The organism is Pseudomonas phytophila, assembly GCF_025643095.1.
GTDB classification, from domain to species: Bacteria; Pseudomonadota; Gammaproteobacteria; order Pseudomonadales; family Pseudomonadaceae; genus Aquipseudomonas; species Aquipseudomonas quasicaspiana.
Map to the genome: position 1 here is coordinate 470,061 of NZ_CP081201.1, position 25,541 is coordinate 495,601.

The window sequence follows — 25,541 nt, forward strand, 5'->3', positions numbered from 1 at the left end:
CTTCGGTCGGGTTTAGCGCTAACCGTAAATTTTTGGGTCAGAGCGTCCCAGGGCCTCGGCACCAGAAATTATAAAAAATTAAGATTCACGAGGAGCGATTCATGAAGAAGTCCACTCTGGCCATGGCTGTAGCCTTCGGCGTTATGGCTCAGCAGGCCGGTGCAGCAGGTTTTCTGGAAGACAGCAAAGCGTCCGTTAGTTCGCGTACTCTGTATTTTGATAACGATTTCCGCGAGTCTGGTTCGGCTGACAACAACCGCGAAACTGCTACTGGTTTGAAATTTGACTACCTGTCTGGTTTTACTCAGGGCACTGTGGGCTTCGGTCTGGATTTGCAGGCATTGGTTGGCGTGCATCTTGATGGCGGACGCGGCAGTCACGCAGCGAACGGTGGCATCTCCCCTACCGATTTTGACAGCGAAGGCCGTGCCCGTTCTGTAAATGAGTGGACTCGTCTAGGCGGTAACGCCAAGGCTCGCTTCTCCAAAACTGAACTGCGTCTTGGTAACGCTTTGGCACCTAACCTGCCAATCCTTGTATCCAATGATGGTCGTTTGCTGCCGCAAGCTTTCCAAGGCGGCGTGGTTACTTCGAAAGAAATCGATAACGTCACTCTGACTGCTGGTCAGCTCAGTAAGGCAATCGGTCGTGCTTCCAGCAACTGGACCGATCTTTCTGTCAATGGCGGTACTGAAGGCAGCAACACGTTCCGCTTCGCTGGTGGTGATTGGAAGGTCACTAAAGACCTGACCCTGCAGTACTACTACGCCAATCTGGAAGATTACTACAAGCAACACTTCCTGGGCCTGATACACGTACTGCCTCTTGGCGAAGATCAGTCGTTCAAAACTGATCTGCGTTACTTTAACAGCAGCTCCGATGGCAAGAACGGTGACACTGGCTACATTTTCAACAACAACAACGGCTACGCCAAAAATCCGGGTGAGGTTGATAACCAGACTTGGTCTGCGATGTTTACCTACTCCTTGGGTGGTCATGCATTCTTGGTTGGTCACCAACAGGTTGGCGACGACGGAGGCATGGTGTTCCTGAACCAAGGCAGCGTTACCAAAAATGGTACCAATATCAACGAAGGTAACGGGGGCGCTAGCGTTTACCTCTTCACCGACGCCATGGTCAACAGCTTCACCCGTGCCGGTGAAAACTCCACCTTTGGTCAGTACTCCTACGACTTCGCTCGTGTTGGCGTTCCAGGCCTGAAGGCAGCGATTGCCTATATTCACGCTGAAGACATCAAAGGCGTTCAAGGGACTGTCAACGAGGGTCGTGAATTCTCCGAGTGGGAACGCGACATGCGTGTTGACTACGTAATCCAGAGCGGTCCTTTGAAAGGTTTCGGTACCACTGTCCGTCACGGTACCTATCGTGCAGATGGCGATCTGAACAACTCGGCCAACACCGATCAAACCCGCGTCATCTTCAACTACACCTACGCTTTCAAATAAGCCTGGTCAGTTGAAAAGGAACCCCGCTTCGGCGGGGTTCTTTTTGCCTGAAATTTGATATCTCCAAACGCTATATTCAAAGCGTTATCTATTCTTTTTAATTTCTAACGAAGGGGCGCAAAGTGGCTTCAATGAATGAGCAAACATCACAATAAGGAGCCACATCCATGAGCTTGCGACTTGGCGATATCGCCCCTGATTTTGAACAGGATTCCAGCGAAGGTCGTATCCGGTTTCACGAATGGCTGGGTAACAGCTGGGGCGTGTTGTTCTCCCACCCCGCTGACTTCACCCCGGTCTGCACCACCGAATTAGGTTTCACCGCCAAGCTCAAGGACGAGTTCGCCAAGCGCAGCGTGAAGGCCATTGCGCTCTCTGTGGATCCAGTCGATTCCCACATCAAGTGGATCGACGACATCAACGAAACCCAGAACACTACCGTCAACTTCCCGATCCTCGCGGACGCAGATCGCAAGGTGTCCGAGCTGTACGACCTGATCCACCCGAACGCCAGTGAAACCCTGACCGTACGCTCTCTGTTCGTGATCGATCCGAACAAGAAGGTGCGTCTGACCATCACTTATCCGGCCAGTACCGGGCGTAACTTCAACGAGATTCTGCGGGTCATCGACTCCTTGCAACTCACCGACAACCACAAAGTCGCCACGCCCGCTAACTGGGTCGACGGTGATGACGTGGTGATCGTGCCTTCGCTCAAGGATGAAGACGAGATCAAGCAACGCTTTCCAAAAGGCTATAGAGCCGTCAAACCGTACCTGCGTCTGACGCCACAGCCTAATCGCTGAATCACCCCTCCACGACAGATGGGGTTAGCTTGGGCCGATTCGTCGGCCCTTTTTTATATGTCTCGAATAACACTGGATCCCCTTGTGGGAGCAGAGCTTGCTCGCGATAAGGGCGGCACAGATATCAGGTCAATCGCGTCCAGTCCTATCGCGAGCAAGCTCTGCTCCCACAAAAATCATGCAATCCCTTCATATGCATTTAAAGAATAACCAAATGAAAAAATAAGATTTATGGATATAAAAAATCACTGATATGGTCACTGCAATTCAACAAAACCCTCACACCTTACTCGTCCGCCAACGGGCCAGCAGGTGCCACTGAATTAGCAAAGGAGCGCGCCATGCGCACAGCTATTTTGCGTCAAGGTTTGGTCGCTCTGTTTGCCGCAGCGGTCGCCTTCGGCGCTGTCACCCAGGCACAGGCCGAGACCTTGCGTATCGGTTATCAGAAATACGGCACGCTGGTGCTGCTCAAGGCCAAAGGCACGCTGGAGAAGCGTCTGGCCGAGCAAGGCGTGCAAGTGCAATGGACCGAGTTTCCCGGGGGCCCTCAGTTGCTTGAAGGTCTGAACGTCGGCTCCATTGATTTTGGTGTGACGGGCGAAACGCCGCCGGTGTTTGCCCAGGCTGCGGGTGCTGATCTGGTGTATGTCGCTTACGAGCCTCCCGCGCCGACCAGCGAAGCGATTCTGGTACCCAAGGATTCACCGATCACTTCCGTAAAAGAGCTCAAAGGCAAGAAAGTCGTCCTCAACAAAGGCTCCAACGTGCATTACCTGTTGGTTAAAGCCCTTGAAGATGCGGGCCTGAAATACACCGATATCCAGACTGTGTTCCTGCCGCCAGCCGATGCCCGCGCGGCATTCGAGCGTGGCAGCGTTGATGCCTGGGTTATCTGGGATCCCTACCAGTCAGCTGCCGAGCAACAACTGCAAGCGAAAACCCTGCGCGATGGCACCGGGATTGTGGATAACCACCAGTTCTATCTGGCGACCAAGCCTTATGCTCAGAAAAACCCGAAAGTCGTTCAGGCGCTGATTGAAGAAGTTCGCGCGGTAGGGGAGTGGTCCAAGGTTCACCCCGAAGAGGTGACCAAACAGGTTGCTCCTCTGCTCGGTCTGCCTGCGGATATCACCCTGACGTCGGTCAAACGCCAAGGCTACGGAGCGCTGTTCCTGACGCCGCAAGTGGTCGCCTCGCAGCAAAAAATCGCTGATACGTTTTATCAGCTCAAGTTGATTCCAAAGCCGCTGAACATCGCGGATGTGGTCTGGACGCCGCCCGCCGCCGTCGCGAAAGCGCCGTAATCAGTCGGACCCTGAGGAGACAACTCCATGAGCACTAGTGCTTCGCAACGAACAATCCAGCGCCTCGCGCCTTGGGCTCTGCCGATTCTGCTGCTGGCTATCTGGCAGCTGTCGGTCAGCGCTGGCTGGCTGTCCACCCGCATTCTGCCTGCGCCGAGCGCGGTCATAGAGGCGGGCGTCAATCTGGTTTCCAGTGGTGAAATCTGGACCCATCTGGCAATCAGCGGCTGGCGCGCAGGCGTCGGCTTCGCTATCGGTGGCGGCATTGGCCTGGCACTGGGTTTTATCACCGGCCTGTCGAAATGGGGCGAACGCCTGCTGGACAGCTCGGTACAGATGATCCGTAACATCCCTCATCTGGCGCTGATCCCGCTGGTGATTCTGTGGTTCGGCATCGACGAAACCGCCAAGGTCTTTCTGGTCGCATTGGGCACCTTGTTCCCGATTTACCTGAATACTTATCACGGGATTCGCAACATTGATCCCGCGCTGGTCGAGATGTCCCGCAGCTATGGTTTGTCCGGCTTCGGTCTGTTCTGGCATGTGATTCTGCCAGGGGCGATGCCTTCGATTCTGGTCGGCGTGCGCTTCGCATTGGGCTTTATGTGGTTGACGCTGATCGTCGCTGAAACCATTTCTGCCAGCTCCGGTATTGGCTACCTGGCAATGAACGCCCGGGAATTCCTGCAAACGGACGTCGTGGTACTGGCCATCGTGCTGTACGCAATATTGGGCAAGCTGGCCGACCTGGCTGCGCGTGGTTTGGAGCGCGTTTGCCTGCGCTGGCACCCGGCCTATCAAGTGACTAAAGGCGGTGCCGCATGAGCAGCTTGAAACAGCAACAGCCCGCGCATCTGCTGCGCGGCATCCCTCTGGCGGTTCAACAGCTGAAGAAAGCGTTCGGCAGCCGTGAAGTGTTGAAGAACATCGATCTGCACATTCCGGCCGGGCAGTTCGTTGCCGTGGTCGGCCGCAGCGGTTGTGGCAAAAGTACGCTGCTGCGTTTGCTGGCCGGGCTCGACAAGCCAACTGCCGGGCAACTGTTGGCGGGTTCTGGTGCATTGGCTGACGCCCGTGAAGACACGCGCCTCATGTTCCAGGAAGCGCGTCTATTGCCCTGGAAGAAGATCATCGACAACGTCGGCCTCGGTCTCAGCGGAGACTGGCGCGGTAAAGCACTGGAAGCTCTTGAGGCGGTGGGCCTGGCCGAACGAGCCGAGGAATGGCCAGCGGCATTGTCCGGTGGGCAGAAGCAGCGTGTGGCTCTGGCTCGTGCGCTGATTCACCAACCACGCCTGCTGTTGCTCGATGAGCCACTGGGGGCGCTGGATGCCTTGACCCGTATCGAAATGCAGCAACTGATTGAAAACCTCTGGCGCAAACATGGCTTCACCGTGTTGTTGGTGACCCATGACGTCAGCGAAGCCGTTGCGATTGCTGATCGCGTGATTCTTATCGAGGAAGGGCGTATCGGCCTGGACTTGCTGGTTGATCTGCCGCGCCCACGTGCCCGCGGCTCGCATCGTCTGGCCAACCTTGAAGCGCAAGTGCTCGAACGAGTGCTGTCGTTGCCTGGCTCGCCTCCTGAACCTGATCCCGTTTCACCGCTGCCTACGCAACTGCGTTGGGCCAATTAACCGACCGTTACCCATCAATCCCACACAGGAAGATCATCATGACTATTAAAGCCATCAACGTTCGTAACCAGTTCAAAGGCACCATCAAGGAAATCGTCGAAGGCGACGTACTGTCGGAAATCGACGTGCAGACTGCTTCGGGTATCGTGACTTCAGTCATCACAACCCGCTCGGTAAAAGAGCTGGAGCTGGTGGTAGGCAGTGAAGTGATCGCGTTCGTGAAATCCACCGAGGTTTCCATCGCCAAGCTGTGACCGATGCGCAAAAAACAACCCCGGACGGTGAATGCCCTCCGGGGTTTTTTGTTGGAGCGCATGGCTGTAGGAGCCCTCCCTTCATGCAGACAGCGCTGTCGCCCTGCTAAAAAGGAGTCTGTGGGAGTGAGCTTGCTCGCGATAGCGTTAGATCTGTTAAGAAGATGTCATCTGACCTGACGCTATCGCGAGCAAGCTCACTCCTACAGAAAATCGTCTAAAACTCAGATGGTTATTGATGATAGTCCACGAGCTGCTACAGGAGATTGTGTTTGTGGATAAACGCACTGGCCTTCTCGGCGAACATCAGCGGTTGATCTTCCATCAGAAAATGACCCGCATTGTCGATGAGCTGCAACGTCGAGCCGGGAATGTCGCCGTGCAAGCGGTGGGCGTAACATGATGGTTGCCATTCATCCTCGGCACCCCAAAGGATCTGCACCGGAATGTTCAGCTCGGGCAGGCGTTGCGCGAAGTCTTCCGTGTAGCGCGAGTCGTAATGCGCGACCTGATTCTTGTAAAAGCCTTGCTGGCCGATGAGGCCGGTGATCGGTGCCAGGTAAGCCTCAAGCAACTCGCCTTCCATGATGCTCTTATTGAAAACCGCCATACGCAGTTGGCGGATCATTAATTGCCGGTGTTCGTCTGCGTCCATTACGGCGTGTTCTGCGTAGTGCGCACGGATGTGCTGCCAGCTTGCAGATGGCCACGAGTCATAGCTGACGATATCGGCAATGGTCAGGGACAAGAAGCGTTCAGGTGCTTCGATTGCCAACCGCAGCGCAACGCCTCCGCCAATGTCGTGGGCGACTACGTGGGTGCGCTCCAGCCCCCAGTGATCCAGCAACTGTTCCACCAGGATCCTTTGGGCTGCTACTGACGTGTCCTGATCTTGCGGAAACTCCGAGGCGCCAAAACCCAGCAAATCGAACAGATGCACTTTCAGCCCGGCAGCTACCAGTTCGGGGACAACGTTGCGCCAGATGATCGAGTGCGCAGGCGTGCCGTGCAGCAGCACAACCGGCAGCCCTTCGCCGTGGCAGCCAGTAGCGATACGTCGCCCTTCGATGATCACCTGATGATTGAGCAGTGGGTTGTTCATGTGCGTGGTCTCCGAGACGTTGATGACGGATTCAGCGTATCGAAGGGGTTTTCATGACGCCAATGACAACTTATGCTGCTGGAATTCGATTTTTGTCATGCTGGTGTTCTGCATTCTCTGTGGGAGCCGGGCTTGCCCGCGATAAGGACACCCCGGTTTAGAAGCCACACCGCGTCGCCTGCATCGCGAGCAAGCTCTGCTCCCACACACACACACTTGGGTAACCACAAGAAAACATGAATCAACGCCTCCCCATCGACGTTCTCCGGGCTCTGCGCAGCATTGTCGAGCTGGGCAGTGTGACCCGCGCAGCCGAAAGCCTGAACCTCACTCAGTCGGCGGTCAGCTGGAAGATCAAGCGATTGGAGAAGCAGCTCGGACGTCCGCTGATTTGTCGTGAAGGCCAGCGTCTGGTTGCAACCAGCGACGGTGCCGAGTTGCTGATTCATGCGCGGCGCATCCTCAATTCCCACGACGAAGCGCTGGCGCTGTTTGCGCCATCTACCCTTGAAGGCACTGTCCGACTGGGCGTAACCGAGCAGGCTTCGCTCACCCAGCTGTCACCGATATTGGCGAAGTTCTCCAGGCAGCACGGCAATGTCGACGTTCGTGTCGTCGTCGAGCAGAGTCAGGCGCTGCGCGAGTCGTTGATCAACGGCACGCTGGATCTGGCCTTGCATCAGGATTTCGCTCACGGGTTGAGTACTGAGGATCACTTGCTGTGGAGTGAGCGGCTGAACTGGTGCGTGCCTGCCGGTTGGGAATACAGCCCTGACACGACGGTTTCTCTCGTGACTTACGGGGCAGGATGTTTCTACGGCAATCTGGCGCAGGATCGTCTTCAGGTAGCAGGCATTCGCTGCAAGGTGGCGGTGCAGTGCCCCTCGACTGAGGGCGTGTTGTCGGCCATATCGGCGGGCCTGGGCATCGGGTTGGTGACGGCGGGCAATGTCGACAAACGCGTCGAGATCAATCATTTGTTCGAGCGCAGTATGCCGTTGCCAGAAGTGGCTAACGTGTTGCGTTTTAGCCAGCGCAAGCACGATCCGGTGTTACAGGCATTGCAGCAGATGCTGGCTCAGACGTTGACGCGTGTCAGGAACGAGTCGCCCATTCCTGCGTGAAAATCAAGCCGTCAGGGGCTGCTCTCTTTTCGGCAGGCAGGGCGGTAAATACAGCCCGATATACGCATCAAACACCCGCATCCCTTCCTCCGCCATGCGTGGGGTGATTTCGTCATGCAATTGCATGGAGCGCGCGTACACCCGGTCGCCCAGCTCCATGGCCAGGGCGAACACGTCAACATCGCCCGGTAATACCGGCAGCGCGAAGTGTCGCTCAAAGACCTCGAGCATCAAGTGCCCCAGTTCGATGTCGTGCTGACGGTCCGCCTGAGTGATTTCAGTCAGCCCGTGCTGGGCCAGAATCAACTGGCGGGCAGCCGCGTCGGCGTTGTAGATGTCGAGCATGCGCTGTTCGACCACGCGTGACAGATCACGCCAGGTCGTGAGCAAGTTATGTTCGATGGGCGCTTGCAGGCTGGCGCGAAACGCGGCGTGGATGTCTGCCGTCAGCGCTTCGAGCAGGGCGGGAACGCTGGCGAAAAAGTGGTACACGGACGATGGCGGAATCTGCGCCCGCTCGGCCACGCTGTAGATCGACAGGCTTGCGACACCTTCAGCCGCCAGCAACTCGCGTGCGGCTTCAAGGATCGAGCCGATCCGGGCCTGACTGGCTGCGCGGGGTTTGCGGGAGGTGACGGGGCGGGTCATGTGGCGTTCTCGTGGGCGGGGCTGCGGAGATTGTACAGCGGTGATGGATTCAATGCTTTCGCGAATGAATTCGCTCCCACGGGGATCACATCGCACATCTGTGGGAGCGAATTCATTCGCGAAGAGGCCGGTTCAGACGCAGAAAGCTCCACACAAAAAAACGCCGAACAACCTTTCGGTTATGCGGCGTTTTTACTGTTCACATCAGTCGTTAAACGGTATGCAGGTACCAGTTGTACTCAAGGTCGGAGATGGAGTGTTCAAACTCTTCCAGCTCACTTTCCTTACAGGCGACGAAGATATCGATGTATTTAGGATCGATGTACTTCGCCATGACTTCACTGTCGTCCAGCTCCCGCAATGCATCGCGCAGGTTGTTGGGCAGGCTTTGTTCGTTCTGCTCGTAAGAGTTGCCCGATACCGGCGCGCCTGGTTCGATCTTGTTGGTCAGGCCGTGATGCACGCCCGCCAGAACAGAAGCCATCAACAGATAAGGGTTGGCGTCGGCACCCGCAACACGGTGCTCGATACGTACCGCGTCGGCAGTGCCGGTTGGTACTCGTACGGCCACGGTACGGTTATCCAGGCCCCAGCTCGGGGAGTTGGGCACATAGAACTGAGCACCAAACCGGCGATACGAATTTACGTTCGGGCAAAGGAACGCCATCTGTGCCGGTAGGGTCTCGAGCACACCGCCGATGGCATGACGTAACGCGGCGTTCTGCTCGGGATCCTCGCTGGTGAAGATATTCTTGCCATCGCGATCCAGGATCGAGATGTGTACATGCAAGCCGTTGCCTGCCTGGCCCGGGTAAGGCTTGGCCATGAAGGTGGTGTCCATCTCATGGTCGTAGGCGATGTTCTTGATCAGGCGCTTGAGCAATACCGCGTAGTCGCACGCTTTGATCGGGTCGGCAACGTGATGCAGGTTGACTTCAAACTGGGCCGGAGCACTTTCCTTGACGATGGCGTCAGCAGGAATCCCTTGCTCCTTGGCACCTTCCAGAATGTCCTGAAGGCAGTCGACGTATTCGTCGAGGTCGTCGATCAGGTAGACCTGTGTCGAGTGCGGGCGTTTGCCGGAAATCGGGGAGCGGGGTGGTTGCGGACGGCCGTTCACATTCTCCTGATCGATCAGGTAGAACTCCAGCTCGAAAGCGGCGCAAATCGTCAGGCCCATTTCGTCGAACTTGGTCACGACCTGGCGCAGCACTTCGCGCGGGTCAGCGAAAAACGGGTCACCTTCCAGTTCGTGCATGGTCATCAACAATTGCGCGGTAGGGCGCTTCTGCCAAGGCTCATTGCACAGGGTGTCGGGGATTGGATAGCAGATTCGGTCAGCATCACCGATGTCCAGACCCAGGCCGGTACTTTCGACCGTCGAGCCATTGATATCCAGGGCAAATAAAGAGGCAGGCAGGTTAATGCCCTTCTCGTAAACCTTATGGAGGCTGGTGCGTTCAATGCGCTTGCCGCGCACCACACCATTCATATCTGCAATCAGAAGGTCAACGTACAGAACCTCAGGATGTTCCTTAAGGAACGCGTTCGCTTCGTTAAGCTGAACGGCACGCGGGGGTACCGACATGATGCAACACCTTTGTTGTTAAAAATATCAATCATTGAGCTTTACGGGTTTCAGTCAATCCGAAAGCCATGATGAAGTCAATAGAGCCTTCCCTTGCCCCGAAAGGGCGCAAAAAGGCCGTTTTTGCCGCAATTCAGGGCAAGTATTTGACAGCGGAAGGCTACGGATTACGGGGCTTTCACGGTGCCTGTTCGATTTCTAAAGGCCTGTTGTGTAAAAAAACGAACAAGGCTAAGCTCGATTGCAACCCAGAACAGCAACAACACGGGGGTCCCATGTCACGCCTGCCCTTGATCGGCGTCACCGCCTGCACCAAGCAGATCGGTCATCATGCTTATCATGTTTCTGGCGACAAGTATGTCCGCGCGGTAGCAGTGGCTGCCAGGGGCATGCCGTTGATTCTGCCTTCACTTGGCCCCTTGCTGGACCCCGCTGACATTCTTTCCAGTCTCGATGGACTGCTGTTTACCGGTTCGCCTTCCAATGTCGAACCCTACCACTATAGTGGCCCAGCCAGTGCGCCGGGTACTGCTCATGATCCCGAACGCGACCGCACCACCTTACCGCTTATTCGTGCTGCCGTGGCAGCCGGTGTTCCGGTTTTAGGCATTTGCCGTGGTTTTCAGGAGATGAATGTGGCGTTTGGTGGCAGCCTGCATCAGCGTGTCCATGAAACTGAAGGCTTCATGGATCATCGTGAACCCGACAATGAGCCGGTTGAAGTCCAGTATGCGCCAAGCCATTCCATGCGCGTTCAGCCGGGAGGCGTACTGGATACGCTTGGGCTGGCGAGTGAAATCCGCGTCAATTCGATTCATGGACAAGGTATCGCGCGTCTGGCACCGGGCCTGCGGGTTGAGGCCCTCGCACCCGATGGCCTGATTGAGGCCGTCTCGGTCCAGGGCAGTCCGGGCTTTGCGCTGGGCGTGCAATGGCATCCCGAGTGGCAAGTTACGGCGAACCCTGATTACCTTGTCATCTTCCAGGCGTTTGGCGATGCCTGCCGTAAACGAGCACTACAACGCGACGCCGATGCGTCAAATAACGCCTGATTCGCGATCAGGACTCTGACCACCTGAGGTATTTATGAGTACCAACCTCGACCAGCTCACCGATTGGTTGAAAGAACACAAGATCACCGAAGTCGAATGCATGATTGCCGACCTGACCGGGATCACTCGCGGCAAGATTTCTCCCACCAACAAATTCATTGCCGAAAAGGGCATGCGCTTGCCGGAGAGCGTATTGCTGCAGACGGTGACCGGTGACTACGTCGAAGACGACATCTATTACGAATTGCTCGACCCGGCAGACATCGATATGTTCTGCCGTCCGGATGCCAACGCAGTTTATGTAGTGCCCTGGGCCATAGAGCCCACCGCGCAGGTCATCCATGACACCTACGACAAGCAGGGCAACCCCATTGAGCTGTCACCGCGTAACGTCTTGAAGAAAGTCCTCAAGCTCTACGCGGATCAAGGCTGGCAGCCCATTGTTGCGCCGGAGATGGAGTTTTACCTGACCAAGCGCAGCGATGACCCCGATTACCCGTTGCAGCCGCCAGTCGGGCGTTCCGGGCGTCCTGAGACGGGTCGTCAGTCTTTCTCCATCGAAGCGGCCAACGAGTTCGATCCGCTATTCGAAGACGTCTATGACTGGTGCGAACTGCAAAATCTCGACCTGGATACACTGATCCATGAAGACGGCACGGCGCAGATGGAAATCAATTTCCGTCACGGTGACGCCTTGTCGCTGGCCGATCAGATTCTGGTATTCAAGCGCACCATGCGCGAAGCGGCCCTCAAGCACGATGTCGCAGCGACGTTCATGGCCAAGCCGATGACGGGCGAGCCTGGCAGCGCCATGCATTTGCACCAGAGCATCATCGACATCAAGACCGGCAAGAACATCTTCTCCAATGAAGACGGGACCATGAGCGAGCTGTTCCTGCAGCACATCGGAGGCTTGCAGAAACTGATCCCCGAGCTGTTGCCGCTGTTCGCGCCTAACGTCAACTCGTTCCGCCGCTTCCTGCCCGATACTTCGGCACCGGTAAACGTTGAGTGGGGCGAAGAAAATCGTACGGTTGGCTTACGTGTCCCGGATGCCGGCCCGCAGAACCGTCGTGTGGAGAACCGCTTGCCCGGCGCCGACGCCAACCCTTATCTGGCGATTGCCGCGAGCCTGTTGTGCGGCTTTATTGGCATGGTTGAACACATCAACCCGAGTGCTCCGGTCGTCGGCCGTGGTTACGAACGGCGCAACCTGCGTCTGCCGTTGACCATTGAAGATGCACTGGAGCGGATGGAAAACAGCAAGACCGTCGAGAAATACCTGGGTGAGAAATTCATCAAGGGCTACGTCGCGGTCAAACGTGCCGAGCATGAAAATTTCAAACGCGTCATCAGTTCGTGGGAGCGCGAGTTCCTGTTGTTTGCGGTTTGATACAAGGCACTCAGATCTGAAGTGAACGCTGGACCTGTGGGAGCGAGGCTTGGTCTGGGCGGCATTCCGACGATAAGAACACCTCGGACTCAAGTGAATCGCGTCCAGCCTTATCGTCGGAATGCCGCCCAGACCAAGCCTCGCTCCCACATCAAAACCGTGTTCCAGCTTGGATGCTCTTAAGCACTACAAGCTAAAAGCATATGGAGTTGTGTAATGAGTTCCAAAAACCCGCAAACCCTCGAATGGCAGGCCTTGAGCAGTGAGCATCACCTGGCCCCGTTCAGCGATTACAAGCAACTCAAAGAGGTTGGCCCGCGGATCATCACCCGCTCAAGCGGGGTTTATCTGTGGGACAGCGAGGGCAACAAGATCCTCGATGGAATGTCCGGCCTGTGGTGTGTCGCCATCGGTTATGGCCGCGAAGAACTGGCCGATGCAGCCGCAAAGCAGATGCGCGAACTGCCGTACTACAACCTGTTCTTCATGACGGCTCACCCGCCGGTGCTGGAGTTGGCCAAAGTCATCTCCGAAATCGCCCCTGAAGGCATGAACCATGTGTTCTTCACCGGTTCCGGCTCGGAAGGCAACGACACCATGCTGCGCATGGTTCGCCACTATTGGGCGATCAAAGGCCAGCCGAACAAGAAAACCATCATCAGCCGGGTCAACGGTTACCACGGCTCGACAGTCGCGGGCGCAAGCCTGGGTGGCATGACCTACATGCACGAGCAGGGCGACTTGCCGATCCCGGGCATCGTGCATATCCCGCAGCCGTACTGGTTTGGTGAAGGCGGTGACATGACGCCGGACGAGTTCGGTATCTGGGCTGCCGAGCAACTGGAGAAGAAAATTCTCGAACTGGGCGAGGACAACGTCGGTGCGTTTATTGCCGAGCCAATTCAGGGTGCGGGCGGCGTTATCGTGCCACCTGATACCTACTGGCCTAAGGTCAAAGAGATCCTCGACAAGTACGACATCCTGTTCGTCGCCGACGAAGTGATCTGTGGGTTTGGCCGTACGGGTGAGTGGTTTGGTAGCGACTTCTACGGCCTCAAGCCGGACATGATGACCATCGCCAAAGGCCTGACCTCGGGTTACATCCCCATGGGCGGTTTGATTGTGCGTGACGATGTGGTGGCGGTGCTCAACGAAGGCGGCGACTTCAATCACGGCTTTACGTATTCAGGGCATCCGGTGGCTGCGGCCGTGGCGCTGGAGAATATTCGCATCCTGCGCGAAGAGAAAATCGTCGAGCGCGTCAATGCGGAAACGGCACCATACTTGCAGAAACGTCTGCGTGAGCTGAGCGATCATCCGCTGGTGGGTGAAGTCCGTGGTGTGGGTCTTTTGGGGGCTATTGAGCTGGTCAAGGACAAGACAACCCGCGAGCGTTACACCGGCAAAGGGGCTGGCATGATTTGTCGAACCTTCTGCTTCAACAATGGCCTGATTATGCGGGCTGTAGGCGACACCATGATTATCGCGCCACCGCTGGTGATCAGTTTTGCGGAAATTGATGAGTTGGTCGAGAAAGCCCGCAAGTGCCTGGATCTGACGTTGGCCGAGCTGCAAGGTTAGGCCGGTCTTGAACTGTGGGAGCCGGGCTTGGTCTGGGCCGCATTCGGACGATAAGGCTGGACGCGATCTAAAGTGAACCGCGTCCAGCCTTATCGCGGGCAAGCCCGGCTCCCACATGAAAGCTTGAAAGCGTGCCCCGGAAATTGCCAGACTAATGGCTAGAAGCCGCTACCTAATAACACTGGAGTTGTACACATGAAGAAATTTGGCAAGACCCTCCTCGCTTTGTCCCTCATGGGTGTTGTGGCCGCCGCTGCGCAGGCTGACGACAAAGTGCTGCACGTGTACAACTGGTCCGATTACATCGCCAAGGACACCATCTCCAAATTCGAAAAAGAGTCGGGCATCAAAGTCGTTTACGACGTGTTCGACAGCAACGAAACCCTGGAAGCCAAGCTGCTTGCCGGCAAGTCCGGTTACGACGTCGTCGTGCCGTCGAACAACTTCCTGGCCAAGCAGATCAAAGCCGGCGTTTACCAGCCGCTGGACAAGTCCAAGCTGTCCAACTACAAAAACCTGAACACCGACCTGCTCAAAGCCGTGTCGGTCAGCGATCCGGACAACAAGCACGCCTTCCCATACATGTGGGGTTCGATCGGTATCGGCATCAACCCGGACAAAGTCAAAGCTGCACTAGGTGCAGACGCTCCGGTCAATTCCTGGGACTTGCTGTTCAAACCAGAGAACGCCGCCAAGCTGAAATCCTGTGGCATCAGCTTCCTCGATTCGCCAACCGAAATGCTGCCGATTGCCCTGCACTACCTCGGTTATCCAACCGACAGCCAGGACAAGAAACAGCTGGCTGAAGCCGAAGCGCTGTTCCTGAAAATTCGCCCTTCGATTGGTTACTTCCACTCCTCCAAGTACATCTCCGACCTGGCCAACGGCAACATCTGCGTCGCCGTGGGGTACTCGGGCGATATCTATCAGGCCAAATCCCGCGCTGAAGAAGCCGGTGGCAAGGTGAAAGTCAGCTACAACATTCCGAAAGAAGGTGCTGGCAGCTTTTACGACATGGTGGCAATCCCTAAAGACGCGGAAAACGTCGACGGTGCCTACAAGTTCATGAACTTCCTGCTGCAGCCGGAAATCATGGCCGAGATCACCAACGAAGTGCGCTTCCCGAACGGTAACTCGGCGGCAACGGCCCTGGTCGATAAAGACATCACCAGCGACCCGGGCGTTTACCCGCCTGCTGATGTGCTGGCCAAGCTTTACGCCATCGCTGACCTGCCAGCCGCCACCCAGCGGATCATGACCCGCAGCTGGACCAAGATTAAGTCGGGTAAATAATCCCGGCTGACGGAAAACCTGTAGGAGCTGCCGAAGGCTGCGATAGCGGTGTGTCAGAGACATTGCATCGCAGCCTTCGGCAGCTCCTACAGGTAAGTCCAAGGCACTGTCACATAAAGTTTTTTTGCGATACGCGGTCAACAACGGTAAGTTGCGCCCCCGGATTTTTCCGACCTGATCTGCTCAACTTTCCGACACGGGCACCAGACCCCACCTCAAAAAGGATTGTTCACGTGTCTATTTCTTTATTTGCCAAATCCATGCTCGCCGCCGCCACGCTGACAGCTACCATCGCAGCGCACGCCGCACCCACCGTGCATATTTATAACTGGTCCGATTACATCGGCAAAACCACCCTCGAAGACTTCGAAAAAACCACCGGCATCAAGCCGATGTACGACGTGTTCGACTCCAATGAAACCCTGGAAGCCAAGCTGCTCGCGGGCCGCACGGGCTATGACGTTGTCGTGCCGTCCAACCACTTCCTCGGCAAGCAGATCAAAGCGGGCGCGTTCCAGAAGCTCGACAAGAGCCAGCTGCCGAACTACAAGAATCTCGACCCGGCGCTGCTCAAGCGTCTGGAGAAAAACGATCCTGGTAACCAGTACGCTGTGCCGTACCTGTGGGGCACCAACGGCATCGGTTACAACGTCGAGAAAGTCAAAGCGGTGTTGGGTGTCGACAAGATCGACTCCTGGTCGGTGCTGTTCGAACCTGAAAACATCAAGAAGCTGCAGAGCTGTGGCGTAGCCATGCTCGATTCTGCCGATGAAATGCTCCCGGCGATGCTCAATTATCTGGGCCTGAACCCCAACAGCACGAACGAAGCCGACTATAAAAAGGCCGAAGCCAAGCTGATGGAGATTCGTCCTTACGTGACCTACTTCCACTCCTCTAAATACATCACCGATCTGGCCAATGGCGATATCTGCGTAGCGGCCGGTTTCTCGGGCGATGTGTTCCAGGCCAAGTCCCGGGCAGAGGAAGCAGGCAAGGGCGTGAACATCGCCTACAGCATCCCGAAAGAGGGCGGCAACCTGTGGTTCGACATGCTGGCGATCCCTGCGGACTCGAAAAATACCAAGCAGGCCCACGCATTCATCAATTACATGCTTGAGCCTAAGGTGATCGCTGAGGTCAGTGACGAAGTGGGTTACGCCAACCCGAACCCGGCTTCAGACGAATTCATGGACAAGGACATTCGCGCGGATGAGGCGGTCTATCCGTCCAAGGAAGTGCAGGAGCGCCTGTACGTCAATTCCGAGTTGCCGCCGAAGATTCAGCGCGTCATGACGCGCAGCTGGACCCGAATCAAATCCGGTAAATAAAAGACCCCGCGCCCGGTCATGCAGACCGGGCTGCAAACCAGTTGGGAGTTTCACCCATGGCAGTTGCCTCCGGCGCCTACAAGAAATCACTCGAAGGCGATCAGCAACCCAAGCAGGTGCTGGTCAAAATCGATCGGGTCACGAAGAAATTCGATGAGACGATTGCCGTGGACGACGTGTCCCTGCAAATCAACAAGGGCGAGATTTTCGCCTTGCTGGGCGGTTCCGGCTCCGGCAAGTCAACGCTGCTGCGCATGCTGGCCGGTTTCGAGCGGCCGACAGAAGGGCGGATCTTCCTCGATGGCGTCGATATCACCGACATGCCGCCGTACGAGCGTCCGATCAACATGATGTTCCAGTCCTACGCGCTGTTTCCGCACATGACGGTGGAGCAGAACATCGCGTTCGGTCTTCAGCAGGACAAGCTGCCCAAGGCGGAAATCACCGAGCGCGTCGCTGAAATGCTCAAGCTGGTGCAAATGACCCAGTATGCGCGTCGCAAGCCTCATCAATTGTCTGGCGGTCAGCGTCAGCGTGTGGCGCTGGCTCGTTCCCTGGCGAAGAAGCCCAAGCTGTTGTTGCTCGACGAGCCGATGGGCGCGCTGGACAAGAAACTGCGTTCGCAGATGCAATTGGAACTGGTGGAGATCATCGAGCGGGTCGGCGTGACCTGCGTGATGGTGACCCACGACCAGGAAGAAGCCATGACCATGGCTGAACGCATCGCGATCATGCACCTGGGGTGGATCGCTCAGATCGGCAGCCCGATCGACATCTACGAAACCCCGACCAGCCGCCTGGTCTGCGAATTCATTGGTAACGTCAACCTGTTCGAAGGCGAAGTGATCGAGGACATGGAAGGCCATGCCCTGATTCGCAGCCCCGAGCTGGAGCGCAATATCTACGTCGGCCACGGCGTGACGACCTCGGTGGAAGACAAACACATCACCTACGCGTTGCGTCCGGAGAAACTGCTGGTCACCACAGAGCAGCCGAGCTTCGAATACAACTGGTCGCGGGGCAAAGTCCACGACATCGCGTATCTGGGCGGCCATTCGGTGTTCTACGTGCAACTGCCGTGCGGCAAGCTGGTGCAGTCGTTCGTTGCCAACGCCGAGCGCCAAGGCACACGACCGACCTGGGGCGATGAAGTGTTTGTCTGGTGGGAAGACGACAGCGGCGTGGTATTGCGCTCATGAAGATACGCAAAATCAAGCGTGCTCTGGGGCGGATAACCCCCAACGGCCGGCAGCTCGTCATTGGAGCGCCGTTCCTCTGGCTGTTTCTTTTCTTTGCTCTGCCGTTTCTGATCGTCATCAAGATCAGTTTTGCCGAAGCCGACGTGGCGATTCCGCCCTACACCGAAATCTTCAGCTACGCCGAGCAGAAGTTCGAGGTCATCCTCAACTTCGCCAACTACGCGTTGCTGACAGGCGATGACCTGTACATTTCGGCGTATCTGGGCTCGCTGAAAATGGCGTTCTTCAGCACCTTGCTGTGCTTGTTGATCGGCTTCCCGATGGCCTATGCCATTGCGACCGCACGCAAGGAACTGCAAACCGTGCTGTTGCTGTTGATCATGATGCCGACCTGGACCGCGATTCTGATCCGGGTGTACGCGTGGATGGGCATCCTCAGCAATAACGGGCTGCTCAATGCGTTCCTGATGTGGCTGGGCCTCATCGACGAGCCGTTGCAGATTCTGAATACCAATCTGGCCGTCTATATCGGCGTGGTGTATTCGTACCTGCCGTTCATGATCCTGCCGCTGTACGCCAACCTGGTTAAACATGACGCAAGCCTGCTTGAGGCGGCGTCTGACCTGGGCTCGAGTAACTTCAACAGCTTCTGGAAGATCACCGTGCCGCTGTCCAAGAACGGGGTCATTGCGGGTTGCATGCTGGTGTTCATTCCGGTGGTTGGTGAGTTTGTTATTCCTGAGCTGCTGGGCGGGCCGGAAACCCTGATGATTGGCCGCGTGTTGTGGCAAGAGTTCTTCAACAACCGTGACTGGCCGGTGGCTTCGGCGTTGGCGGTGATCATGCTGTTGATCCTGATCGTGCCGATCATTCTGTTCAACCGCAGTCAGGCCAAAGAGCTGGAGGGCAGGGCATGAGAGGCTTTCGATTCTCAAACATGATGCTGGTCCTTGGGCTGCTGTTCATCTATGCACCGATGGTGATTCTGGTCATCTACTCGTTCAACGCCTCCAAACTGGTCACGGTCTGGGGTGGCTGGTCGGTGCACTGGTATGTCGGGCTGCTGGATAACTCGCAACTGATGGGCTCGGTGATGCGCTCTCTGGAAATCGCCACCTACACGGCGATTGCAGCGGTAGCTCTGGGTACCATGGCAGCGTTCGTGTTGACCCGCATCACACGCTTCAAAGGCCGCACGTTTTTCGGTGGGCTGGTGACGGCGCCGCTGGTCATGCCTGAAGTGATTACCGGCCTGTCGCTGTTGCTGCTGTTCGTGGCCATGGCCCAGTTGATCGGCTGGCCGCAAGAGCGGGGCATCGTCACCATCTGGATCGCTCACACCACGTTCTGCGCGGCTTATGTGGCCGTGGTGGTTTCGGCACGGTTGCGTGAGCTGGACTTGTCCATCGAAGAAGCTGCCATGGATCTTGGTGCGCGGCCCTGGAAGGTGTTCTTCCTGATCACCATCCCGATGATCGCGCCTTCGCTGGCGGCGGGGGCCATGATGTCTTTTGCGCTTTCGCTGGACGATCTGGTACTGGCGAGCTTTGTCTCTGGTCCGGGTTCAACGACCTTGCCGATGGAAGTCTTCTCCGCTGTACGCCTGGGTGTTAAGCCGGAAATCAACGCCGTCGCGAGCCTGATTCTGCTGGCCGTTTCGTGCGCAACTTTCCTGGTCTGGTTCTTCAGCCGCCGTGCCGAGCAACAGCGCAAGAAAGCCATCCAGCAAGCCATCGAAGAAAGCGCGGCTGATAGCTACAAACAGCCCGACCCACGCCGCGCGGCTGCGCCGGTTTAGTATCAGTTGGCACGACGTGAACCTAGTGGGAGCGAATTTATTCGCGAATGCGGTACATCAGACAAAGATATTTTGAATGTGCCGCCCATTCGCGAATGAATTCGCTCCCACAGGGTAAATCTCCGCCGCCGCTTAATCAGTGCCCCGGCATCAACCTCAAGGTGCCTTGTGCATTCTTCGCCACATCCTCTTCGCTCAGATGCTGCGGCACGTACTCGCCGTTGATGTAGGTCTGTGCCTGATCCGAATAATGCTTGTCGAACAGCACGCCGCTCTGTCCGACGGGGTTGATGCCGAGCGCGTGGGCCGGGTCGGCGAAGTCGATCAGGCGGCGGGTTGAGGGGCCGTAGGTCACTGGCCAAGGCGCAGGTCCGATGCGTGACGAAAGATTGTTCGGCACTTCATGAGTGCCTGGCGCTGCGAACGGACCGACGTTTAATAGCGTATCCAGCGGCTTTTGCGTGCCCAGCGGATGAGCGTGGGTCAGGGTGTGGGCTTTGCCCCAGCGCCATTCGTCCGCGTTGAGCCCATATGTGGATTTCAGGTGCGACACCGTGGCGTGCCACGCGACTTTGACGGTGTTGGCGCGGTTCTCTTCGAGCGGCGAATTACGATTGTTCCACCACGGCGAACTGGCGTCGGCGGCTACGCGGGGCAGGGCAGCATCGATCACCCTTGTTGATAGCAGCGTTTCAAAGAGACCATCGCCCAGCTCATCGTGGAAGACTTCTTCGCTCAGGTCGAAGAGGAACTGGTTGAATAACGTCGCGCCTACCGAATCAACCGTGTAGTCGCCTTTCCAGTTGGCCAGTCGCTCTACCAGCGCTTTCTCTTCCGGGTCACTGATGACCTCGCGGAGGACTGGAAGCAAAGGCTGTAAAACCCGATTGGCATACTCAGTTTTCGTGCCCAGTTGCAGCGCTTTGCTGTTGTCCAGACCCCATTTCACCGAGGCATCACTCAGCTGTTGGTTCAGCTGTTGGCCGCGATCAGCCAGGTTGTAGTAACCGGGGATTTGCATGCCGGTGGGCGAGAGTGGCTGGAAGTTGGCCGAGACGATGTAGCCGCGCGCAGGGTTCTCTTCCTGAGGGTTGGCGCTGAAGGGGTAAAAGCCCAGCTTGTCGGCTTGCTCAGTGCTGCCATCGAGGATGTAGTTCGGGTTGACCCCTTCCGGGCGAACAGGCAGCTGCGCCGCGGCCCACCAGCCGATATCGCCTTTGGCATTGGCCCAGACGATGTTCAGCCCCGGTGCCTGAATTTTCTCGGCCGCGGCGCGCATTTTATCCAGCGTATCGGCACGGTTTACTTCGTAGAAGCCTTCCAGAATCGGGTTCTCCGACTCCAGGAATGACCACCACATGGCAACCGGTGTGGTGCTTGCGGTGACACCCATCACGTCGTTGACGATCGGACCATGAGGCGACCTGCGCAGCGTCAGTGTGACCGGCGCTTCGCCTTTGACCGTAATCTGTTGTTCGGTGGTGGTCATGTCGACCCACTCCCCGTGATACCAGACTTGATTGGGGTTCTGCGGATTGGTCTTCTCGGCAATCAGGTCCAGGTCATCGTTCTGGAACATGGTCAGGCTCCAGCCGAAGTCCATGTTGTTGCCCAGGAACGCGAAAGGGTTGAGCGCTTGATGATGACCGTACAGCTCAAAGCCCGGCGCGGACAGATGGGCTTCGTACCACACCGCCGGCACCGAGAAGCGGATGTGCGGATCGCCCGCCAGTAACGGTTTGCCGCTTTTGGTTCTATTGCCGGAAACCGCCCATGCATTACTGCCTTCGAACTGAGGTAAACCCGCTTTTTCAAGTGCCTGGCTGCTCAGGTACGCGAGCTGATTGAGGTTTTTCCAGTCGCTGCTTGAAAGCCTGGCTGGCTGATCAAGAACGCCCTGTGGCTGCCAGTCGAGGTCGAAGACTTTCAGGTAGTCGGCACCCAGTTCGTCACGCACGTAGGTCAGCAAAGGCTCGGTACGAAAGGCAGCGGCAAAACTGTAGGCCATGTAACCGCCGACGCTCAGTGTGTCCTCTGCGGTGAACGGTCGTTTGGGGATGCCCAGCAGATCGAACTCCAGCGGTTTGGCGTGGCTGTCCTGATACTGGTTGATGCCGTCAAGGTAGGCTTGCAGGGCTTTCCAGGTCGGTGTGTCTTTGTCGTGGCGGGCGACATAGTCGTCGGCGTGTTCACGAATACGCAGGCTGCGGAACAGCTTGTCCGTCGCGACCAGTTTTGGGCCCAGCACTTCAGCCAGTTCGCCCCGTGCCAGGCGACGCATCATCTCCATCTGGAACAGTCGGTCCTGAGCTTGCACATAACCCAGTGCGCGATACAGATCAGCTTCGTTCTCGGCGCGAATATGCGGCACGCCGCGCTCGTCATAACGCACGCTGACTGGCGCCTGGAGGTGAGCGAGGGATAGCTCACCGTCACGCTGAGGTTGCTTGCTGTGCAGATACCAGGCGCTCGCGCCAATGACGAGGGCGATGATGAATACAAGGATAGACAGGCTGCGTTTCATCCGGCTTCTCAGATAAGGCGACAAGGCGCGATTGTAGGCATATTGGAGGGCATGTTGGACGGCTAGACGCATTGATTCACATTTGAATGCAATCCTGTGAGAACCATTTGCAGCTGTTTGGGCGGGCCCGGCTTGCGATGTTCAGGGATACAGCTGAATATCCCTGCACCGTTTATCGTCCTTCCGGAAAACCCATGTCTGCCACGTTTGACCCCGACGCCCTGCGCAACAGTCTGAAACCGTTGAGCGCTGCCCAGCCGCTGTCTGCGGAGGGTTTGGCGTACCAGCGCTTTTACGTGCTGGACAGGTTGGGGCTGGAGCGTCCACTGCGCACCTGGCTGGGCAGAATGGATGTGGGTGGTTATGAGATTGTCGGGCAGGTCTGGATTCCGGATAAACCCGTGGCGACGTTGTTTTTCATGCATGGCTTTTATGACCACATGGGCCTGTTCCGGCATGTGATCGAGTGGGCGCTGAGCAAGGGTTTTGCGGTGATCTCGTGTGATTTGCCCGGTCACGGCCTGTCCAGCGGTGCGCGCGCCAGCATCGACGACTTCGCCGAGTATCAGGCCGTCCTGCAACGCTTGTTCGAGGAGGCACGCACACTGCAGTTGCCCACGCCATGGCACCTTTGCGGGCAAAGCACGGGGGCTGCGATTCTGATCGACCATTTGCTTGATCGTGGCGTTGAAAGTCCCGCTCAAGGTCAGGTCATTCTGCTTGCGCCACTGGTCAGGCCTCGGGCGTGGGGGTGGTCAAAGCTGAGCTATCAACTGCTCAATCCCTTCGTCACGGGCATCGCCCGGCGCTTCAGCGAAAACTCCAACGCCCCTGCGTTTCTGCCGTTTCTGTTGGCAGATCCCTTGCAACCACGTCGTTTGCCGACTGCCTGGGTCGGCGCATTGGCGCGCTGGATCAAGCGCATAGAGTCCGCCCCTTCAAGCTCACGCAGCCCGATCATTATCCAGGGTGACGCCGACATGACCGTTGACTGGCGTCATAACCTGAAAGTGCTGAACGAGAAATTTGCGGAGCCAAAAGTGCTGATGATCGACAATGCGCGCCATCATCTGGCGAACGAAACGCCTGAGACTCGCGCACTTTATTTCGCGTTTCTGGACCGCCAGATGGGCTGATGTTATTCCGCGACAGAGCTGCGGGTCTTGTCATCGGCAGGCTGAAAAAACGGGGTTTTTAAGGTGCCAGGCTCGACGAGCTTTGCCCAACGGCCAGCCCGGCGCGTATCGCCGCCAGTGCGGCCTGGTAGTAAGCCTTGCCGTCGGCGGATTCAGCAAAAGTGGAAAACTCTTCCAGTTCCGGATCGGAGAGGTCGCGGTAGACGTAGAGCAAGGTGTTGTTCATGTCTGCCTCGATCTGCGCCATTAGACGTTCGCGCTGACCGTCGAGCATGCCCTGAGCCTGACCGCCGCCCAGCAATCCAGGAATCATTTGGCTCAGGCTGTCGGCGGCCACACCGGCAATCGCCAGACTGACTTCAGCACCTGCCTGCTTGGCGGGCAGTGCCTGGGCGAGGTGACCGATCAACAGTTGGCGAGTAGCGTCGGCCTGAATCTGTGGCAGGCCTTTGGCATTTTTTGCCAACTGGTCAGGGCGAGTGGCGGTCAATTCGGCGTTGACGATCTTGCGCCCCAGCGGAGACTGGAAGAACTGCAGCGCAGGGTTGGGGTTGCGCAGACTTTCGCGCAGGCGCTGTTCGGCGCGTTGATCCATGGCTTGAGGGGCGAAACGCTGATTGCTGTTGTTGACCAGCGCTTGAAATACCGCAGGTGGCAGGCTGTTGCGATAGCGTTGTTGCGCAGCTTTGAGGGCGTCGTTGAAATGCGCGCGCTGTTCTGGCCAGCCGGCGACCTTGTACAACTGGTCATAGCTGTCTGCCCAGGCGGGCATCGTGCAGAACATCAACAACACAACAAACAAACGGCGCATAGGGACTCCTGTCGGCAGGTCGCTATTGTCCCGGTGGTTACGGGGCTTTGTCGAGTTATGAGTTTGCCGCCCCTGTGAAATTTCATTCACTTAGTGGTCAGTCGAGTGCGGACACTTCCCGATTCCCGGGCGGCTGGATACTATGCGCCATGCAAATCGTCTCTGATCATCCGCTGCTGCTTCGAATCGTCGACGACCTCGCTGCCCGCGGCTGGTCGCAGCAAAATATTTTCTTGCCTGAAAGCCTGACGCTGGAGCTGGCCGACGAGTGCCGCACGCGTGCCGCCGAAGGTGAACTCGCGCCTGCTGCTGTCGGACGCGGGCCATTTCAAGAGATTCGCGAAGGGATTCGTGGCGATCATATCCAGTGGCTGGAGGCCGGGCAGTCTGAGCCTTGTGATCGTTATCTGGGGTTGATGGACAGTCTGCGTCAGGCGCTGAATCGCGGTTTGTTTCTGGGGCTGGAAGACTTCGAAAGCCATTTCGCTCTGTACCCGCCAGGGGCGTTCTATCTCAAGCATGTGGATCGCTTCCGCGACGACGACCGGCGTATGGTCTCAGCGGTGGTTTATCTGAACAACGCCTGGCTGCCGGAGCATGGTGGACAGCTGCGCATGTTCCTCGATGACGGCGTGGAATATGACGTGCAGCCAACCGGTGGCTGCCTGGTGGTATTCATGTCTGGGGATATCCCCCACGAGGTGATGCCAGCCAGCCGTGATCGGCTTTCATTGACTGGCTGGTTTCGTCGACGTGGGGATGGGGTGTTTTAAGCGCCTCTCAGTCGTGCAACAAACGCTTGACCTGTAGGAGCTGCCGAAGGCTGCGATAGCGGTCTGTCAGGATGAATGCTTCGCAGCCTTCGGCAGCTCCTACAAAACGATGTTTGCATGAAATCTTTGTCATAAAGCCTGCTTCTCCAGAACGTTAAGCCAGTGCCGCGCTATGGTTACAGGGATGCCATTCAAGGGCTGACTGCCTGACTGGAGAACCCATGAAAACCCTTTCTGCAAAAACCGCTCTCGCAGGCCTGCTGTTCGGGGCGTCGCTGATGGCCAGTGCTGCCGACGTACCGCGCACGCCATCACCTGCCGGGGCCGAGGTGTACATCATTTCGCCTAAGGATGGGGAGACGGTGCCGGGGACGTTCAAGGTCCAGTTTGGCCTCAAGGGCATGGGCGTAGCGCCTGCGGGTGTGGACATCCCCGAAACTGGCCATCACCACTTGCTGATCGACGTCAAAGACCAGCCGGACCTGAATGCACCGCTGCCAATGACTGACAACATCCGTCATTTCGGTAAAGGGCAGACCGAAACTGAAGTCACTTTGCCGCCTGGCCCTCACACCTTGCAGTTGCTGGTGGGAGACAAGAGCCACATTCCGCTGAATCCTTCGGTTGAATCGAAGGTGATCAGGGTGAATGTGAAATAGTTGGGCTGGCAGTTAACCCTGTAGGAGCGCGCTTGTTGTGGCTCAATATTTATGGACCATGA

General features: G+C 57.0%; 23 protein-coding genes. 18 read left to right on the top strand and 5 right to left on the bottom strand.

From position 1 onward, the window contains the following. Positions 1-101: 101 nt before the first annotated feature. The 6 genes from K3169_RS02160 to K3169_RS02185 all read left to right on the top strand — a co-directional run bounded on the left by K3169_RS02160 (position 102) and on the right by K3169_RS02185 (position 5,470). Positions 102-1,466, top strand: coding sequence for an OprD family porin (locus K3169_RS02160; protein WP_263269785.1), 1,365 nt, complete (start codon positions 102-104; stop codon positions 1,464-1,466). A gap of 167 nt (positions 1,467-1,633) precedes the next feature. Next, positions 1,634-2,272, top strand: coding sequence for a peroxiredoxin (locus K3169_RS02165; RefSeq protein ID WP_263269786.1), 639 nt, complete (start codon positions 1,634-1,636; stop codon positions 2,270-2,272). Positions 2,273-2,613: 341 nt separating this feature from the next. Continuing rightward, on the top strand, positions 2,614-3,579 hold the full coding sequence (locus tag K3169_RS02170) for a sulfonate ABC transporter substrate-binding protein (RefSeq protein WP_231677317.1): 966 nt from the start codon (positions 2,614-2,616) through the stop codon (positions 3,577-3,579). Positions 3,580-3,606: 27 nt separating this feature from the next. Then, positions 3,607-4,404 carry an aliphatic sulfonate ABC transporter permease SsuC gene (gene ssuC, locus K3169_RS02175; RefSeq protein WP_027902267.1) on the top strand — a complete coding sequence of 266 codons (798 nt, stop codon included), beginning with the start codon at positions 3,607-3,609 and terminating at the stop codon, positions 4,402-4,404. Beyond that, on the top strand, positions 4,401-5,216 hold the full coding sequence (ssuB, locus tag K3169_RS02180; RefSeq protein WP_027902266.1) for an aliphatic sulfonates ABC transporter ATP-binding protein: 816 nt from the start codon (positions 4,401-4,403) through the stop codon (positions 5,214-5,216). Before ssuC ends, ssuB begins: the two co-directional genes overlap by 4 nt. Positions 5,217-5,254: 38 nt before the next feature. Next, positions 5,255-5,470: a molybdopterin-binding protein gene (locus K3169_RS02185; RefSeq protein ID WP_020291765.1), complete on the top strand. Its 216-nt coding sequence runs from the start codon at positions 5,255-5,257 to the stop codon at positions 5,468-5,470. 256 nt (positions 5,471-5,726) lie between these two features. On the opposite strand, the gene K3169_RS02190 is transcribed toward K3169_RS02185, so the two are convergent. After that, positions 5,727-6,572 carry an alpha/beta fold hydrolase gene (locus tag K3169_RS02190; RefSeq protein WP_122705721.1) on the bottom strand — a complete coding sequence of 282 codons (846 nt, stop codon included), beginning with the start codon at positions 6,570-6,572 and terminating at the stop codon, positions 5,727-5,729. A gap of 236 nt (positions 6,573-6,808) precedes the next feature. Between K3169_RS02190 and K3169_RS02195 the strand changes: the two genes are divergently transcribed. After that, a complete protein-coding gene (locus K3169_RS02195; protein WP_263269791.1) occupies positions 6,809-7,696 on the top strand; it encodes a LysR family transcriptional regulator in 888 nt (295 codons plus the stop codon). Between the two features lie 3 nt (positions 7,697-7,699). On the opposite strand, the gene K3169_RS02200 is transcribed toward K3169_RS02195, so the two are convergent. Continuing rightward, complete coding sequence (locus tag K3169_RS02200; protein ID WP_263269793.1) at positions 7,700-8,344, bottom strand: TetR/AcrR family transcriptional regulator; 645 nt, start codon at positions 8,342-8,344, stop codon at positions 7,700-7,702. Between the two features lie 211 nt (positions 8,345-8,555). Continuing rightward, complete coding sequence (locus K3169_RS02205) at positions 8,556-9,932, bottom strand: glutamine synthetase family protein (RefSeq protein WP_099267909.1); 1,377 nt, start codon at positions 9,930-9,932, stop codon at positions 8,556-8,558. A gap of 275 nt (positions 9,933-10,207) precedes the next feature. Between K3169_RS02205 and K3169_RS02210 the strand changes: the two genes are divergently transcribed. From K3169_RS02210 to K3169_RS02245, 8 genes are all read left to right on the top strand, one after another. After that, the gene (locus tag K3169_RS02210; protein ID WP_263269796.1) at positions 10,208-10,984 is read left to right on the top strand and encodes a gamma-glutamyl-gamma-aminobutyrate hydrolase family protein; all 777 of its coding nucleotides are present in this window, start codon (positions 10,208-10,210) and stop codon (positions 10,982-10,984) included. Positions 10,985-11,018: 34 nt separating this feature from the next. Next, complete coding sequence (locus tag K3169_RS02215; RefSeq protein WP_027900697.1) at positions 11,019-12,377, top strand: glutamine synthetase family protein; 1,359 nt, start codon at positions 11,019-11,021, stop codon at positions 12,375-12,377. 216 nt (positions 12,378-12,593) lie between these two features. Beyond that, complete coding sequence (locus K3169_RS02220; protein ID WP_263269798.1) at positions 12,594-13,958, top strand: aspartate aminotransferase family protein; 1,365 nt, start codon at positions 12,594-12,596, stop codon at positions 13,956-13,958. A 195-nt stretch (positions 13,959-14,153) separates the two neighbouring features. Further along, positions 14,154-15,251, top strand: coding sequence for a polyamine ABC transporter substrate-binding protein (locus tag K3169_RS02225; RefSeq protein WP_263269800.1), 1,098 nt, complete (start codon positions 14,154-14,156; stop codon positions 15,249-15,251). A 233-nt stretch (positions 15,252-15,484) separates the two neighbouring features. After that, positions 15,485-16,579, top strand: a complete 1,095-nt coding sequence (locus tag K3169_RS02230; RefSeq protein ID WP_263269802.1) for a polyamine ABC transporter substrate-binding protein — start codon at positions 15,485-15,487, stop codon at positions 16,577-16,579. Between the two features lie 56 nt (positions 16,580-16,635). Further along, positions 16,636-17,778 carry a polyamine ABC transporter ATP-binding protein gene (gene potA / locus K3169_RS02235; protein WP_027900693.1) on the top strand — a complete coding sequence of 381 codons (1,143 nt, stop codon included), beginning with the start codon at positions 16,636-16,638 and terminating at the stop codon, positions 17,776-17,778. Then, positions 17,775-18,695 carry an ABC transporter permease subunit gene (locus K3169_RS02240; RefSeq protein WP_122397864.1) on the top strand — a complete coding sequence of 307 codons (921 nt, stop codon included), beginning with the start codon at positions 17,775-17,777 and terminating at the stop codon, positions 18,693-18,695. Before potA ends, K3169_RS02240 begins: the two co-directional genes overlap by 4 nt. Next, entirely contained in the window at positions 18,692-19,576 is an 885-nt protein-coding gene (locus K3169_RS02245; protein ID WP_027900691.1) for an ABC transporter permease subunit, read from the top strand. Before K3169_RS02240 ends, K3169_RS02245 begins: the two co-directional genes overlap by 4 nt. Before the next feature lie 136 nt (positions 19,577-19,712). Here K3169_RS02245 and K3169_RS02250 read toward each other — a convergent pair whose 3' ends face one another. Further along, positions 19,713-22,100 (bottom strand): penicillin acylase family protein, encoded by a 2,388-nt coding sequence (locus K3169_RS02250; protein WP_231678203.1) that lies wholly within the window; start codon positions 22,098-22,100, stop codon positions 19,713-19,715. Positions 22,101-22,294: 194 nt separating this feature from the next. Between K3169_RS02250 and K3169_RS02255 the strand changes: the two genes are divergently transcribed. Further along, positions 22,295-23,236: an alpha/beta hydrolase gene (locus K3169_RS02255; RefSeq protein ID WP_231678204.1), complete on the top strand. Its 942-nt coding sequence runs from the start codon at positions 22,295-22,297 to the stop codon at positions 23,234-23,236. A 58-nt stretch (positions 23,237-23,294) separates the two neighbouring features. Here K3169_RS02255 and K3169_RS02260 read toward each other — a convergent pair whose 3' ends face one another. After that, the gene (locus K3169_RS02260) at positions 23,295-24,047 is read right to left on the bottom strand and encodes a DUF2059 domain-containing protein (protein WP_027900687.1); all 753 of its coding nucleotides are present in this window, start codon (positions 24,045-24,047) and stop codon (positions 23,295-23,297) included. A 149-nt stretch (positions 24,048-24,196) separates the two neighbouring features. Between K3169_RS02260 and K3169_RS02265 the strand changes: the two genes are divergently transcribed. Next, a complete protein-coding gene (locus tag K3169_RS02265) occupies positions 24,197-24,820 on the top strand; it encodes a 2OG-Fe(II) oxygenase (RefSeq protein WP_263269805.1) in 624 nt (207 codons plus the stop codon). A gap of 221 nt (positions 24,821-25,041) precedes the next feature. After that, complete coding sequence (locus K3169_RS02270) at positions 25,042-25,479, top strand: DUF4399 domain-containing protein (RefSeq protein ID WP_255878477.1); 438 nt, start codon at positions 25,042-25,044, stop codon at positions 25,477-25,479. Positions 25,480-25,541 lie beyond the last annotated feature (62 nt).

What these genes read in the sequence shown, in the direction of transcription:
- K3169_RS02160 (WP_263269785.1), top strand. Translation starts at nt 102, where the DNA reads ATGAAGAAGTCCACTCTGGCCATGGCTGTAGCCTTCGGCGTTATGGCT.
- K3169_RS02165 (WP_263269786.1), top strand. Translation starts at nt 1,634, where the DNA reads ATGAGCTTGCGACTTGGCGATATCGCCCCTGATTTTGAACAGGATTCC.
- K3169_RS02170 (WP_231677317.1), top strand. Translation starts at nt 2,614, where the DNA reads ATGCGCACAGCTATTTTGCGTCAAGGTTTGGTCGCTCTGTTTGCCGCA.
- ssuC (WP_027902267.1), top strand. Translation starts at nt 3,607, where the DNA reads ATGAGCACTAGTGCTTCGCAACGAACAATCCAGCGCCTCGCGCCTTGG.
- ssuB (WP_027902266.1), top strand. Translation starts at nt 4,401, where the DNA reads ATGAGCAGCTTGAAACAGCAACAGCCCGCGCATCTGCTGCGCGGCATC.
- K3169_RS02185 (WP_020291765.1), top strand. Translation starts at nt 5,255, where the DNA reads ATGACTATTAAAGCCATCAACGTTCGTAACCAGTTCAAAGGCACCATC.
- K3169_RS02190 (WP_122705721.1), bottom strand. Translation starts at nt 6,572, where the DNA reads ATGAACAACCCACTGCTCAATCATCAGGTGATCATCGAAGGGCGACGT.
- K3169_RS02195 (WP_263269791.1), top strand. Translation starts at nt 6,809, where the DNA reads ATGAATCAACGCCTCCCCATCGACGTTCTCCGGGCTCTGCGCAGCATT.
- K3169_RS02200 (WP_263269793.1), bottom strand. Translation starts at nt 8,344, where the DNA reads ATGACCCGCCCCGTCACCTCCCGCAAACCCCGCGCAGCCAGTCAGGCC.
- K3169_RS02205 (WP_099267909.1), bottom strand. Translation starts at nt 9,932, where the DNA reads ATGTCGGTACCCCCGCGTGCCGTTCAGCTTAACGAAGCGAACGCGTTC.
- K3169_RS02210 (WP_263269796.1), top strand. Translation starts at nt 10,208, where the DNA reads ATGTCACGCCTGCCCTTGATCGGCGTCACCGCCTGCACCAAGCAGATC.
- K3169_RS02215 (WP_027900697.1), top strand. Translation starts at nt 11,019, where the DNA reads ATGAGTACCAACCTCGACCAGCTCACCGATTGGTTGAAAGAACACAAG.
- K3169_RS02220 (WP_263269798.1), top strand. Translation starts at nt 12,594, where the DNA reads ATGAGTTCCAAAAACCCGCAAACCCTCGAATGGCAGGCCTTGAGCAGT.
- K3169_RS02225 (WP_263269800.1), top strand. Translation starts at nt 14,154, where the DNA reads ATGAAGAAATTTGGCAAGACCCTCCTCGCTTTGTCCCTCATGGGTGTT.
- potA (WP_027900693.1), top strand. Translation starts at nt 16,636, where the DNA reads ATGGCAGTTGCCTCCGGCGCCTACAAGAAATCACTCGAAGGCGATCAG.
- K3169_RS02240 (WP_122397864.1), top strand. Translation starts at nt 17,775, where the DNA reads ATGAAGATACGCAAAATCAAGCGTGCTCTGGGGCGGATAACCCCCAAC.
- K3169_RS02245 (WP_027900691.1), top strand. Translation starts at nt 18,692, where the DNA reads ATGAGAGGCTTTCGATTCTCAAACATGATGCTGGTCCTTGGGCTGCTG.
- K3169_RS02250 (WP_231678203.1), bottom strand. Translation starts at nt 22,100, where the DNA reads ATGAAACGCAGCCTGTCTATCCTTGTATTCATCATCGCCCTCGTCATT.
- K3169_RS02255 (WP_231678204.1), top strand. Translation starts at nt 22,295, where the DNA reads ATGTCTGCCACGTTTGACCCCGACGCCCTGCGCAACAGTCTGAAACCG.
- K3169_RS02260 (WP_027900687.1), bottom strand. Translation starts at nt 24,047, where the DNA reads ATGCGCCGTTTGTTTGTTGTGTTGTTGATGTTCTGCACGATGCCCGCC.
- K3169_RS02265 (WP_263269805.1), top strand. Translation starts at nt 24,197, where the DNA reads ATGCAAATCGTCTCTGATCATCCGCTGCTGCTTCGAATCGTCGACGAC.
- K3169_RS02270 (WP_255878477.1), top strand. Translation starts at nt 25,042, where the DNA reads ATGAAAACCCTTTCTGCAAAAACCGCTCTCGCAGGCCTGCTGTTCGGG.